Source organism: Pseudomonas serboccidentalis (assembly GCF_028830055.1).
Classification (GTDB): domain Bacteria; phylum Pseudomonadota; class Gammaproteobacteria; order Pseudomonadales; family Pseudomonadaceae; genus Aquipseudomonas; species Aquipseudomonas serboccidentalis.
The window spans coordinates 175381-189629 of record NZ_CP101655.1 but is presented as its reverse complement, the minus strand read 5'-3'; the positions used below and the strand labels follow the sequence as shown (position 1 = coordinate 189629).

The following is a 14249-nucleotide window of genomic DNA, read 5'->3' as shown; positions in this document are numbered from 1 at the left end:
GAACAGACACGCACCGATCATAGATGATCGGTGCGTGTTATCGCGAGGGCTGGCGATGGCCGTTCAGCGCAGGTTCAGCGACGAACCGGGCGCTTCTGCAGTTTGCGCTGCAGGGTGCGGCGGTGCATGCCCAAGGCGCGGGCAGTAGCGGAAATGTTGCCTTCGTGCTCGGTCAGCACACGCTGGATGTGCTCCCACTGCAGGCGGTCAACCGACATCGGGTTTTCCGGCACCAGGCTGTCGAGGTCGGCGTGCTCGGAGAGCAGCGCGGCCAGCACGTCGTCGGCATCGGCCGGTTTGCACAGGTAGTTGCAGGCGCCGCGCTTGATCGCTTCGACCGCGGTGGCAATGCTCGAATAACCGGTGAGGATCACCACGCGCATTTCCGGGTCCAGCTCCAGCAGCTTGGGCAGCAGCACCAAGCCGGAGTCGCCGTCCATTTTCAGGTCCAGCGCGGCGTAGTCCGGCAGGTCGGCCTGGGCGATGGTCAGGCCTTCTTCGGCGGAACCGGCGGTGCTGACGCGAAAGCCACGGCGGGCCATGGCACGGGCCATCACTCGGGTGAAGGTCGCGTCGTCGTCGACCAGCAGCAGATGCGGCAGTTCTTCGCCTTCGACTTGGATTTCGTCACTCATGTTGGTCTCCTCGGGCGCCGTGGGGCAGGCGCAGCTCGGTGAGCGTGCCGCCTTCCTCATGACTATAGAGTTTCACTGAGCCGCCGGCGCGTGTCACGCTGGCCTTGCTCAAAAACAGGCCCAGGCCGAAACCTTTGCCCTTGGTGGTAAAAAACGGTTTGCCGATCTGCTCGGCGATGGCCAGCGGCACACCGGCGCCGTGGTCACGAATGCTGATGGTCACGGTTTCCGCGTCCCAGTCCAGCGTCACCTGGAGATTTTCCGGGCAGGCGTCGGCAGCGTTGTTCAACAGATTAAGCAGCGCCTGGGTCAGGTCCGGCGGCGGCGCCATGCGCGGCACAGAGCCCTGGCCGAGACGCTGGAAGCGATAACTGGCTTCCGGACGCATCAGGTGCCAGCGGTTCAGCGCTTCGTCAAGCCACTGGGTGACGTCCTGCATCTCCACCGCCATACGGCGATTGGCCTCAGCGGCGCGCACCAGTTGCTGCAGGGTTTCTTTGCACAACTTGACCTGATCCTGCAGCACCTTGAGGTCGTCCTGCAGCATCGGATCGGGGTGATCCTGCTGCATTTCCTTGAGCAACACGCTCATGGTCGCCAGCGGAGTGCCCAACTCATGCGCCGCGCCAGCCGCCTGGGTGGCGACAGCGAGCAACTGCTGATCACGCAGGCCCTCTTCGCGACGAATCGCGCGCAACTCTTCCTGACGGCGCAGCTCTTCGGCCATGCGTGCAGCGAAAAACGTAATCACCGCAGCAGCCAGCGCGAAGCTCAGCCACATGCCGTAGATCTGCAGGTTCTCGCGGGCCACCGGCAGGGTTTCCAGCGGGTAGAACCGCGTCAGCATCACGGTGTACAGCGCCAGCGCGATGCCGGACAGAATCACCGAATAACGCCACGGCAGCGTCACCGCCGCGATGGTCAGCGGCACCAGATAATAAGACACGAACGGGTTGGTCGAACCGCCGGAGAAATACAGCAGCGCACTGTGGATCACCAGATCGCAGGCCAGTTGCAGGGCGTATTCAAGCTCGGTCACCGGCCACGACGTGCGCAAGCGCACAGCGGTGAATACACAGAGCAGAATCGAACAGCCGAGGGTCATCGCCAGTTGCACCCACGGCAACGGCAACAATTGCAGCCAGTAGGCCAGGCCGACGGAACCGGCCTGAGCGGCAAGCACCAGGGTGCGGATAAAAGTCAGCCGCCAGAGGTTCTGGCGAGTGGCGGAAGTCAGTTGTACGGGGGCGAGCATGAGCTCTCCTGATGAGCGCTCCAGGCGAATCGCACGGAGTATAACCAAGCCGCGGCCTTGAGAGGCGAAAGTGCGGCAAACGACCACATGGCGCTGGCGGTAAAATCGGCTACTGCGCATGGCTGTCCGAGATCGACTGTGGCAAGGGAGCTTGCTCCCGCTCGGCTGCGAAGCAGTCGTAAATCAAGTATCTGCGGTATTTCTGGCAGACCATGTTTGCCGGTTTTGGGCCTGCTTCGCAGTCCAGCGGGAGCAAGCTCCCTCGCCACAAAAATCTCACTCGCTCAAGGAATACGTGCAGACATGACATCTGTATAGAAGTTGTAACTGGGCGAACCGGACCGCAGCAGCTAGAGTCTGATGGTTTCACGCAGGGACGAACCAACACCTGCGCATTATTCAAGGAGCCTTCATGCACACCTTTCGCCGCAGCGCCGCCCTTCTCGCTCTGACCGTCGGCAGTGTCGCCAGCCTTCCGGCCCTGGCCGCCGATGAGTTGCACTACAACCAGATTTCCCTGCGTGCCGAAGTCAGCCAGGAAGTGGCCCGCGACCTGATGATCGTGACGCTCTACACCGAAGAGCAAAACACCGACCCGGCCAAACTCGCCGCCGACGTCAGCACCACCATGAACAAGGCACTGGCCCAGGCCAAGCAAGTCAAAGACATCACCCTGCGCCAGGGCAGCCGCAACAGCTACCCGATCTACGACACCAAAGGCCAGAAAATCACCGGCTGGCGTGAACGCGCCGAACTGCGCCTGGAGAGCGCCGACTTCGCGGCCCTGTCCAAACTCACCGGCGAACTGCTGACCGACCTGAAGATGGGCGGCATGGACTTCGCCATCGCCGAGCCGACCCGCAAGGCCAGCGAAGACAAACTGCTCAAAGAAGCCGTCAGCGCCTTCAAGGCCCGCGCCCAACTGGCCACCGATGCACTGGGCGGCAAGGGCTATAAAATCGTCAACCTGAACCTCAACAGCAACGGCTACCCACAACCGTACATGCGCGCCCCAATGATGATGAAAGCCGCTGGCATGGATTCAGCACCGGTCACACCGGAAGTCGAAGCCGGCACCAGCCAGGTCAGCCTGACCGCCGATGGCTCGATTGAAGTGTTGATGCAGTGAGTTGATGTGGGCTGAATGAGAAACCGGCGATCCGTGAATGATCGCCGGTTTTTTTGTGTCTGGGATTTTTGGTGACTCATCTGGTGCCATCGCGAGCAGGCTCACTCCTACAGGGGTAACCCATTCCAAATGTAGGAGTGAGCCTGCTCGCGATGAACGATGACGCGGTCTCAGGTCTGCGGATCAACCTGATCCAGCGCGCGGTTCACCGCCAGTTCAGCCAGCATGATGATCTGCTGGATCGCCAGCGCCGTATTGCGTTGCGGGCGACTGAGTTGATCAGCGAAATCGCTGGCCATGGTGTTGGCCGACGCCAGGGATTCACAGGCGTGCGCCAACAGACTTTCGGTGTCGATGCCTGGATGGACGAGGAACATCGAGCTGGGTGGGCGTGGTTTTGTGGCTTCGGGACTGAGGTAGAAATCGAGGGCGCGCTTTATGGCTTCGCGGTTTTTCGCGAGGTCTTCGGCGTGGAGGGCTTCGGCGAGTGGGGTTGTTTCTGGAGGTGGATCGGGGACAGGCTTGGACATTGATAGCGTTCCTAATCAATAGCCATTCACTTGCCGTTTCTCACGCGGCGGAGTGGTGGCAGCAATGTGCGGGGTGAGAAACCGGTAGGAACAAGCCCGGCCGGACCGAAGCCCGCCCGCACACAGCCGCCATAAAACATTGCGAGCAGCAGAAATGCCGGCGGCAATTATGGTGGTACTGATTGTGGATTAACAGTTCCTATGGGTTCTCACACCCGATCGCCGAGTTTTCAGCGACAACCCAAGGCTAGAGAGCCGGCGTCCGACGGACAACCTGAAAACCTTGTGGGAAGGTTCTGGTTATCCAACACACTTTTAAACACAACCACACTCGCTGTAGGAGCTGCCGAAGGCTGCGATCTTTTGACCTTGGCTTTTCACACTCAAAAGCAAAATCAAAAGATCGCAGCCTTCGGCAGCTCCTACAGGGGGACTGGGTGTATTCAGTTAGAGATTAGTCAGCTGGCAGGCCCCACAGTTTTGATTTGAGTAAGCCCATGCGGCACAGCCGCCCCACTCAACAGGATGAGCGTTAGCTCGGCTGCAGCTCTTGATCTTGATCTTGATTCACAGGCCCCTTCGGCAGGCTGAGTGGAGGGATTCATCCGGGGGTGGGAGCGCAGCGACCGTTCGACGAAGTCGAACACATCGAGAGGAGGTGCAGCGAAGCAAACCGTAGGCGATGCCCCCGGATGAGTCCCGTAGCGAAGGAACCCGAGCCCCAGCGAGGGCCGTACGCTGGGGCAAGACTTTTTGGTTACTTTTGGGGCGTTTGCCAAAAGTGACCCGCCGTAAGGGCGGAACCCTAAGCCGCCGTTACCGCAGCAACGGATATGTACCCGACAAAAGCCGCCACATATACCGAGATAGATATCTCAGCAGGAAAAACGATATTTCCGAACACCCCCAAATCCCCGCTAACCTCAACAAACAACCACCTCCAAATCCTGGGGACTCCATGGAAAGATCCACCCTAAAACCACTACTAATCACCCTCGCACTCACCGCCATCGCCCCGATCGCCAACGCAGCCACCACCCTGGTCTACTGCTCCGAAGCCAGCCCCGCAGGCTTCGACCCCAGCCAATACACCAGCGGCACCGACTTCGACGCCTCCGCCGAAACCGTCTTCAACCGCCTCACCCAATTCCAGCGCGGCGGCACCGACATCGAACCCGGTCTGGCGACAAAATGGGACGTTTCCAGCGACGGCCTGCAATACACCTTCCACCTACGCCAAGGCGTGAAATTCCACACAACGGAATATTTCACCCCGACCCGCGACTTCAACGCCGACGACGTGCTGTTCACCTTCCAGCGCCTGCTCGACCCGGACAACGCCTTCCGCAAGGCCTACCCCGCCGAGTCCCCGTACTTCACCGACATGGGCCTGAACACCACCATCAAGTCGGTAGAAAAACTCGACGACAACACCGTGCGCTTCAACCTGAACAACGTCGACGCCGCGTTCGTGCAAAACCTCGCCATGAGCTTCGCCTCGGTGCAATCGGCCGAATACGCCGCCCAACTGTTAAAGGAAGGCAAAGCCGCCGACCTCAATCAGAAACCGGTGGGCACCGGCCCGTTCGTGTTCAAGCGCTACCAGAAGGATTCGCAGATCCGCTACGCCGCCAACAAGGCCTACTGGAAACCCGAAGACGTGAAGATCGACAACCTGATCTTCTCGATCACCCCCGACGCCGCCGTACGCCTGCAGAAACTCAAGGCCGGTGAATGCCAGGTCAGCGGCTACCCGCGCCCGGCTGACATCGAAGTGATGGAAAAGGACCCGAACCTGCGCGTGCTCAAGCAGGCCGGTTTCAACCTCGGCTTCCTCGCCTACAACACCACCCATCCGCCGCTGGATCAGCTCAAGGTCCGTCAGGCGCTGGACATGGCCATCGACAAACCGGCGATCATCAAAGCCGTTTACCAGAGTGCCGGCCAGTTGGCACAAAACGCCTTGCCACCTGCGCAATGGTCGTATGACCCGAACATCAAGGACGCGCCTTACGATCCGGTGAAAGCCAAGGCGCTACTCAAGGAAGCCGGGGTTGCACCGGGTACCACCATCAACTTGTGGGCGATGACCGTGCAGCGCGCCTCCAACCCGAATGCGCGGATGTCGGCGCAGATGATCCAGCAGGACTGGGACAGGATCGGGATCAAGGCCAATATCGTCAGCTATGAATGGGGCGAGTACATCAAGCGCGCCAAGAATGGCGAACACGACGCGATGATCTACGGTTGGACCGGCGACAACGGCGACCCGGACAACTGGCTCGGCGTGCTCTACAGCTGCGCGGCGGTCAAGGGCAGCAACTACGCCAAGTGGTGCGACCCGGCCTACGACAAACTCGTGCAGCAGGCCAAGGTGACGACCGACAAGGCGCAACGGGTAAAACTGTATCAACAGGCGCAATTGATCCTTAAACAGCAGGTGCCGATCACGCCGATTGCCAACTCCACGGTGTTCCAGCCGCTGCGCAAGGAAGTGACCGACTTCAAGATCAGCCCGTTTGGCCTCACACCCTTCTACGGCGTGGGTATAAATAGGTAACACCGGGCCCCAAGGCGGCGCGCACAACGTGACCAACGCACCGTTTTGGGGCTTCATTTGCACCGTTAAAAACACCCGCAAACGGTCAAATGCGTCAACTCTTATACAAATGCGACATTAAGGTACGTTCGTGCCACGCTTTGAGGCCGGCAGTCGCTCTGGATCTTGCATTGGGTATGGCCCCTGCATAAGTATCCGCAGGCACGACTCACGAGGTCGTACCTCAATATTAAAAAATGACAACAAATCATGAGGCCAACATGCTTAAACACGCGGTCATTCCGTTTTTAGTCGGCGCAGGCTTGTTAGCCTCCGCACCTTTCGCAACCGCTGCGACTAACCTGGTGTTCTGCTCCGAAGGGAGCCCGGCCGGTTTTGATCCAGGCCAGTACACCACCGGAACCGACTTCGACGCCTCAGCCGAAACCATGTTCAACCGTCTGAGCCAGTTCGAGCGTGGCGGCACCGCCGTTATCCCGGGCCTCGCCACCAGCTGGGACATTTCCCCGGATGGCCTGACCTACACCTTCCACCTGCGTGAAGGCGTCAAGTTCCACACCACCCCGTATTTCAAGCCGACTCGTAACTTCAACGCCGACGACGTGCTGTTCACCTTTAATCGCATGATTAACAAGGATGACCCGTTCCGTAAGGCGTACCCGACCGAATTCCCGTACTTCACCGACATGGGGATGGACACCAACATCACCAAGATCGAGAAAGTCGACGACAACACCGTCAAGTTCTCCCTCAAAGAAGTCGACGCTGCGTTCATCCAGAACATGGCCATGAGCTTTGCCTCGATCCAGTCCGCCGAGTACGCCGCTCAGTTGCTCAAGGAAGGCAAGGCCGCCGACATCAACCAGAAGCCGATCGGCACTGGCCCGTTCGTGTTCAAGAGCTATCAGAAAGACTCGAACATTCGCTACACCGGCAACAAGGACTACTGGAAACCTGAAGACGTGAAGATCGACAACCTGATCTTCGCTATCACCACCGACCCGTCGGTGCGCATCCAGAAGCTGAAAAAGAACGAGTGCCAGGTCACCCTCTTCCCGCGTCCGGCGGATCTCGCGGCGCTGAAAGCCGACAAGACCCTGAAGATGCCTGACCAGGCCGGTTTCAACCTGGGCTACATCGCCTACAACGTGATGGACAAGGTCAAGGGCAGCAACGAGCCTAACCCGCTGGCTGACCTGCGCGTGCGCCAGGCGCTGGACATGGCGGTGAACAAGCCGCAGATCATCGATTCGGTTTACCAGGGCGCCGGCCAGTTGGCCGTCAACGCCATGCCGCCGACCCAGTGGTCCTACGACACCACCATCAAGGACGCCAAGTACGACCCTGAAAAAGCCAAGCAACTGCTCAAGGAAGCTGGCGTCAAGGAAGGTACCGAGATCGTTCTGTGGGCGATGCCGGTGCAGCGTCCGTACAACCCGAACGCCAAGCTGATGGCTGAAATGCTCCAGTCCGACTGGAAGAAGATCGGCCTGAACGTGAAGATCACCAGCTACGAGTGGGGCGAGTACATCAAGCGCTCCAAAGGTGGCGAGAACCAGGCCATGCTGATTGGCTGGAGCGGTGACAATGGTGATCCGGACAACTGGCTGAACGTGCTGTTCGGCTGCGACTCGCTCAATGGCAACAACTTCTCCAAGTGGTGCGACAAGAAGTACGACGGTCTCGTCAAGGATGCCAAGCGCACCACCGATCAGGCCAAGCGCACCGAACTGTACAAACAGGCGCAACACGTCCTCAAAGATGCTGTGCCCTACACACCTATCGCTCACTCGACGGTGTTCCAACCCATGCGCGCCAACGTGCAGGATTTCAAGATCAGCCCATTCGGCTTGAATTCCTTCTACGGCGTCAGCGTCAGCAAATAAGCCATTGCAACGGCGACGTTCGTGACGTCGCCGTTGTTTTAGCTGCCGGGAAGTCAGGAATTTGCCTACAGCCAATTCCGCTGCGGATGACTGCAGCGGCAGAGGACGTGTCGACTTTTCCTACGAGTTTTCAGGCAATTACGCATTTACTGCCAGACCCACGGCCCCTACCGTCGGGTTCTGACCAGCTTCTGCGTGGGCCACCGGCTTGCCGTACGTGCTGGATTGAGCTCAATGCACCTCAACGTCCCTGGACGGGATAGCGGTGCATTGAACAACACTACAAAAAGAGGGAGCGTCATGCGCCATACCTTGATTTTTTCCGCATTGCTGGGCGCCGGCCTGTTGGCCGCCACGTCCGCCAGTTACGCCGCCAGCAACAGTCTGGTGTTCTGCTCCGAAGGCAGCCCGGCCGGTTTTGATACCGCGCAATACACGACCGCGACCGATAACGACGCCGCCGAGCCGCTGTACAACCGTCTGGTTGAATTCGAAAAAGGCGCGACCAATGTCGTACCGGGCCTGGCAACCAAGTGGGATATTTCCGAGGATGGTCTCAAGTACACCTTTCACCTGCGTGAAGGGGTGAAATTTCATACAACGCCGTACTTCAAACCGACGCGTGATTTCAACGCCGACGACGTGCTGTTCACGTTCAACCGCATGCTCGATCCGCAACAGCCATTTCGTAAGGCTTATCCGACCGAGTTCCCGTACTTCAACGGGATGAGCCTGAACAAGAACATCGCCAAGGTCGAAAAGACCGGGCCGCTGACCGTGGAGTTCACGCTCAACAGCGTCGACGCCGCGTTCATCCAGAACATCGCCATGAGCTTCGCCGCCATCCTGTCCGCCGAATACGCCGACAAGCTGCTGGCCGAAGGCAAGCCGAGCGACATCAACCAGAAGCCGGTCGGTACCGGGCCGTTCGTGTTCAAGAGCTATCAGAAAGACTCGAATATCCGCTACACCGGCAACGAGCATTACTGGGACCCGAGCCGGGTCAAGCTGAAGAACCTGATCTTCGCGATCAACACCGACGCTTCGGTGCGCGTGCAGAAGCTCAAGGCCGGCGAATGCCAGATCACCCTGCACCCGCGCCCTGCCGATGTCGAAGCGCTGAAGGCCGACCCGAAACTGCAACTGATCACCAAGCCGGGTTTCAACCTCGGTTACATCGCCTACAACGTGCGCCACAAACCCTTCGACCAGCTCGAAGTGCGCCAGGCGCTGGACATGGCGGTGAATAAACAGGGGATTCTCAACGCTGTTTATCAAGGCGCCGGCCAACTGGCCGTCAACGCCATGCCGCCGACCCAGTGGTCCTACGACGACAGCATCAAAGACGCCGCCTACAACCCGGAAAAAGCCAAAGAGCTGCTCAAGGCTGCCGGCGTGAAAGAAGGCACCGAAATCACCCTGTGGGCGATGCCGGTACAGCGTCCGTACAACCCGAACGCCAAACTGATGGCCGAAATGCTCCAGGCGGACTGGGCCAAAATCGGTCTGAAAGTGAAGATCGTCAGCTACGAATGGGGCGAGTACATCAAGCGCACCAAGAATGGCGAGCACGACATCAGCCTGATCGGCTGGACCGGCGACAACGGGGACCCGGACAACTGGCTGGGCACCCTGTACAGCTGCGACGCCATTGGCGGCAACAACTACTCCATGTGGTGCGACCCGGCGTACGACAAGCTGATCAAAGAGGCCAAGGTCGTCACCGACCGCGACCAGCGCACCACGCTCTACAAACAGGCGCAGCAGTTGCTCAAGCAGCAAGTGCCGATCACGCCTGTCGCCCACTCGACGGTCAACCAGCCGTTAAGCGCCAGGGTTGAAGGCTTCAAGGTCAGCCCCTTCGGTCGCAACGTGTTTTCGGGCGTCAGTATCGATTAACCCAACCGATTAGCCGCAACGCTGAGGGGGACCGTCTATCCCCCTCACGCAAGCGCTTTGCCGAAATTCGCCAATCAGGCATTTTGCAAACGTTTGCGGTGTGTGAATGAGTTCTAAACCAATAACCGGCCAACCCAAAAAAGCCGGCATAAAAAGAAAGTAAAGGAGCTTCACCCATGAAACTGAGCAGCACCGCGATACTGGCTCTGGCCATCAGCAGCATCACTGCCACGGCTTATGCCGAGCAACAGAGCCAGGCGTTCACCCCGGTGACCGTCAACGAAAAGAGCGCCCAGGCTGACGCCACCGGCTTCCTCGAAGGTTCCACGATCAGCGGCACGACCCGTAACTGGTATGCCAACGAGCAACTCAAGCGCGGCGGCAAGTTCACTTACCGCAAGGACGGCGTGGCCACCCCGACTGACCGTCGTATCAACTGGGTGCAGGGCACCATCGTCAACTTCAACTCCGGCTTCACTCAGGGCACCGTCGGTGTCAGCACTGAAGTCGCCGCGTACAACGCCGTGGCCCTGGAACGTAATCGCAAGGATCTGGCCTCCAACAACGGTGGCGCACCGGGTTCGCGTCCAGGCGCAGGTAACAACCGTACGCTGACCAAAGAAGGCGGCGACGCTGAAGGCCAGTGGAGCAAACTGGGCCTGGCCAACGTCAAGTTCCGCGTGTCGAACACCACACTGACCGCCGGTCGTCAGAACTTCAGCACGCCAATCGTCGATACCATCGGCAACCGTGCACTGCCTTCGAGCTTTGAAGGTGTCAGCCTGCACAGCGAAGAACTGAACAATCTGTCGTTCGACGCCGGCAGCTTCGACCGCGTATCGCCGCGTACCGAAGAGAGTCTGTCCAAGTTCCGCTCCGAGTACACCAACAACAACGCTGAAACCGATCGCGTAAGCATCGTCGGCCTGAACTATCAGCCGCTGAAAAGCCTGAAGACCAGCCTGTACGCCTCCAAAGTTGAAGACTTCTGGAACCAGTACTACTTCGGCGCCACCCACGAACTGGGTGACAGCAATATCGTGAGCCTGACCACCGGCCTGAACTACTACAAAACCGTCGATACCGGCAAAAAAGAGATGGGCGAAATCGACAACGACACCTACTCGCTGTCGTTCGGCCTGACTCACCAGGCCCACAGCCTGACCTTCTCGTACCAGGCCATCAACGGTGACGAGTACTTCGACTACCTGCACGAAACCAACGGCATCTACCTGGCCAACTCCCTGCTGTCGGACTTCAACGGCCCGAACGAGAAATCCTTCCAGGTGGCCTACGGTCTGAACATGGCCGAATACGGCGTGCCAGGCTTGAAGTTCAACATCTACCAGGCTCGCGGCTGGGGCATCGACGGTACTCACTACACCGGCACTGCGTATGACGTACGCAACATGGACGGCGAGCACCACTACGAATACGGCATTGGTGCAACCTACGCGGTACAGAGCGGCCCACTCAAGGCGACCACCATCCGTGGCACCTACACCGCTCACCGCGCCAGCGAAAACCAGTCCGATGGCAGCATCAACGAGTTCCGTCTCGTGACCACGATTCCATTCAACATCCTGTAAAAACCGCCAACCGACGGCTGACTCATGAAGAGTCGGCCGTTCGGTTTTTTGTCTTCAACCGATTGCAGAGGGTTATCGATGAAAATGCTTCCCCTACGTGCGGCCGTCGCGGCTGCGTTGTTGAGCGCCGCCATCGGCGTCTCGGCCAAACCCTTGGTGGTCTGCACCGAAGCCAGTCCGGAAGGCTTCGATATGGTCCAGTACACAACTGCAGTCACGGCGGACGCTGTGGCCGAAACCATCTTCAACCGCCTGGCGGACTTCAAGCCCGGCACCACCGAAGTGATTCCGGCGCTGGCCGAATCCTGGGACATCAGTGAAGACGGCCTGACCTACACGTTCCACCTGCGCAAAGGCGTCAAGTTTCACACCACCGAATACTTCAAGCCGACGCGCGACATGAACGCCGACGACGTGGTCTGGAGCTTCCAGCGTCAGCTGGACCCGAATCACCCGTGGCACAAACTGTCGAGCGTGGGCTTCCCGTACTTTGAAAGCATGGGCTTCAAGGAACTGCTCAAAAGCGTAGAAAAAGTCGACGACAACACGGTCAAATTCACCCTGACCCGCCGCGAAGCGCCGTTCCTGGCCGACATCGCCATGGCGTTCTCCTCGATCTACCCGGCCGAATACGCCGACCAGTTGCTCAAGTCCGGCAAGACCGGCGACCTCAACAACAAGCCTGTGGGCACCGGCCCGTTCATCTTCCAGCGTTACGCCAAGGACGCCCAGGTGCGCTTCAAGGCCAACCCGGACTACTTCCGTGGCAAGCCACCGGCCGACGCGTTGATTCTGGCGATCGCCACCGACAACAACGTGCGCCTGCAGAAGCTCAAGGCCAACGAGTGCCAGGTCGCGCTGTATCCGAAACCGGATGACATCCCGAGCATCAAGAAAGACAGCAACCTGAAGGTCGATGAGCTGGATGCGATGACCGTGTCCTACGTCGCGATGAACACCCAGCACAAATACATGAGCGATGTGCGCGTGCGCAAGGCCATCGACATCGCCTTCGACAAGGAAGCCTACGTCAACGCGCTGTTCGGCAAGGGCAATGCTTCGGTGGCGGTCAACCCGTACCCGCCGACCCTGCTGGGCTATAACCACGACCTGAAGAACCCGCCACGCGACCTCGACAAGGCCCGCGCCCTGCTCAAGGAAGCCGGGGTTCCGGAAGGCACCGTGTTTACCCTGTTCACCCGTAACGGCGGCGGCCCGACCAACCCGAACCCGATGCTCGGCGCGCAAATGATGCAGGCTGACCTGGCGAAAGTCGGGATCAAGATCGACATCCGCGTGATGGAATGGGGCGAAATGCTCAAGCGCGCCAAGGCTGGCGAACATGACATGGTCTCGGCCGGATGGGCGGGCGACAACGGTGACCCGGATAACTTCCTGACGCCTATGCTCAGTTGCGAGGCGGCAAAAAATGGCGAGAACTATGCTCGCTGGTGCAACGAGAAATTCCAGGCGCTGCTGGACGAAGCACGGGCTAAAGTAGATCCGGCCGAACGTGCGAAACTCTACGAGCAAGCCCAGGTCCTGTTTAATCAGGACCAGCCGTGGATCAGCATGGCCCACACCCGCATGTTTACTGCAATGCGCAAAAACGTAGAGGGCTACCACATCAGCCCTCTCACCACGAATAACTTCGCCACTACCCAGGTGAAGTAGATAAGAAACTCCCGGCCTCCCTGACCCCAGGGGCGCCGGGCACGCCTAACCGGCTGATGAGGTACCACACAAGATGTTTAGTTTTATTGCCCGCCGACTGGGGTTGTTGATCCCCACGTTTTTCGGCATCACCCTGCTGACTTTCGCGTTGATTCGCATGATCCCTGGCGACCCCGTGGAAGTGATGATGGGCGAACGTCGGGTCGACCCCGAAATGCACGCTCAGGCAATGGAACGCCTTGGTCTGAACAAGCCGCTGTATGCCCAGTATCTGGACTACATCGGCAAACTGGCCCACGGCGATCTCGGCGAATCCCTGCGTACTCGTGAGAGCGTATGGACCGAGTTCACCTCCCTCTTCCCGGCGACCCTGGAACTGTCCATGGCCGCCCTGCTGTTCGCCGGCATTCTGGGCCTTCTGGCCGGGGTGATCGCGGCCCTCAAGCGAGGATCCCTGTTCGACCATGGGGTGATGGGCATCTCCCTGGCGGGGTATTCGATGCCAATCTTCTGGTGGGGCCTGATCCTGATCATGTTCTTCTCGGTAAGCCTGGGCTGGACCCCGGTTTCCGGGCGGATCGACCTGCTCTATGACATCGAGCCGCGCACCGGCTTCATGCTGATCGACACGCTGCTGGCCGATGACGTCGGGGCGTTCTTCGATGCCCTGCATCACCTGATCCTGCCGGCCATCGTACTCGGCACCATTCCACTGGCCGTGATCGCGCGGATGACCCGTTCGTCGATGCTCGAAGTGCTGCGCGAAGACTACATCCGTACCGCCAAGGCCAAAGGCCTGTCGCCGTCGCGCGTGGTATTCGTGCACGGCCTGCGCAATGCGCTGATCCCGGTACTGACCGTGGTCGGCCTGCAAGTCGGCACCCTGCTGGCCGGTGCAGTCCTGACCGAAACCATTTTCTCCTGGCCCGGCATTGGTAAATGGCTGATCGAAGCCATTGGCGCCCGGGACTACCCGGTTGTGCAAAACGGCATCCTGTTAATCGCCTGCCTGGTGATTCTGGTCAACTTCGTAGTGGACATCCTCTACGGCTTTGCCAACCCACGCATCCGTCATCAGCGCTGAGGTCCATA

At 59.3% G+C, this 14249-nt stretch carries 10 protein-coding genes; 7 read left to right on the top strand and 3 right to left on the bottom strand.

Annotation, left to right across the window (positions count from 1 at the left end):
• Window positions 1-74: 74 nt before the first annotated feature.
• On the bottom strand, window positions 75-635 hold the full coding sequence (locus NN484_RS00715) for a response regulator transcription factor (protein ID WP_003221630.1): 561 nt from the start codon (window positions 633-635) through the stop codon (window positions 75-77).
• Window positions 628-1890, bottom strand: a complete 1263-nt coding sequence (locus NN484_RS00710; RefSeq protein ID WP_215501836.1) for an ATP-binding protein — start codon at window positions 1888-1890, stop codon at window positions 628-630. Before NN484_RS00710 ends, NN484_RS00715 begins: the two co-directional genes overlap by 8 nt.
• A 412-nt stretch (window positions 1891-2302) precedes the next feature.
• On the opposite strand from NN484_RS00710, the gene NN484_RS00705 reads away from it, so the two are divergent.
• Window positions 2303-3019, top strand: coding sequence for an SIMPL domain-containing protein (locus tag NN484_RS00705; RefSeq protein ID WP_102356046.1), 717 nt, complete (start codon window positions 2303-2305; stop codon window positions 3017-3019).
• Window positions 3020-3189: 170 nt separating this feature from the next.
• On the opposite strand, the gene NN484_RS00700 is transcribed toward NN484_RS00705, so the two are convergent.
• Window positions 3190-3549: a DUF6124 family protein gene (locus NN484_RS00700; protein ID WP_274658429.1), complete on the bottom strand. Its 360-nt coding sequence runs from the start codon at window positions 3547-3549 to the stop codon at window positions 3190-3192.
• Between the two features lie 958 nt (window positions 3550-4507).
• Here NN484_RS00700 and NN484_RS00695 point away from each other — a divergent pair.
• The 6 genes from NN484_RS00695 to NN484_RS00670 all read left to right on the top strand — a co-directional run bounded on the left by NN484_RS00695 (window position 4508) and on the right by NN484_RS00670 (window position 14241).
• Complete coding sequence (locus NN484_RS00695; RefSeq protein WP_274658428.1) at window positions 4508-6109, top strand: ABC transporter substrate-binding protein; 1602 nt, start codon at window positions 4508-4510, stop codon at window positions 6107-6109.
• Between the two features lie 260 nt (window positions 6110-6369).
• Entirely contained in the window at window positions 6370-7995 is a 1626-nt protein-coding gene (locus tag NN484_RS00690) for an ABC transporter substrate-binding protein (protein WP_215501839.1), read from the top strand.
• Window positions 7996-8295: 300 nt separating this feature from the next.
• A complete protein-coding gene (locus tag NN484_RS00685) occupies window positions 8296-9894 on the top strand; it encodes an ABC transporter substrate-binding protein (protein WP_274658427.1) in 1599 nt (532 codons plus the stop codon).
• Window positions 9895-10070: 176 nt separating this feature from the next.
• Complete coding sequence (locus NN484_RS00680) at window positions 10071-11483, top strand: OprD family porin (protein ID WP_127649822.1); 1413 nt, start codon at window positions 10071-10073, stop codon at window positions 11481-11483.
• 78 nt (window positions 11484-11561) lie between these two features.
• Window positions 11562-13157 (top strand): ABC transporter substrate-binding protein, encoded by a 1596-nt coding sequence (locus NN484_RS00675; protein WP_127649823.1) that lies wholly within the window; start codon window positions 11562-11564, stop codon window positions 13155-13157.
• A gap of 73 nt (window positions 13158-13230) precedes the next feature.
• Window positions 13231-14241: an ABC transporter permease subunit gene (locus NN484_RS00670; RefSeq protein WP_008085273.1), complete on the top strand. Its 1011-nt coding sequence runs from the start codon at window positions 13231-13233 to the stop codon at window positions 14239-14241.
• The last annotated feature ends 8 nt before the right edge of the window (window positions 14242-14249 follow it).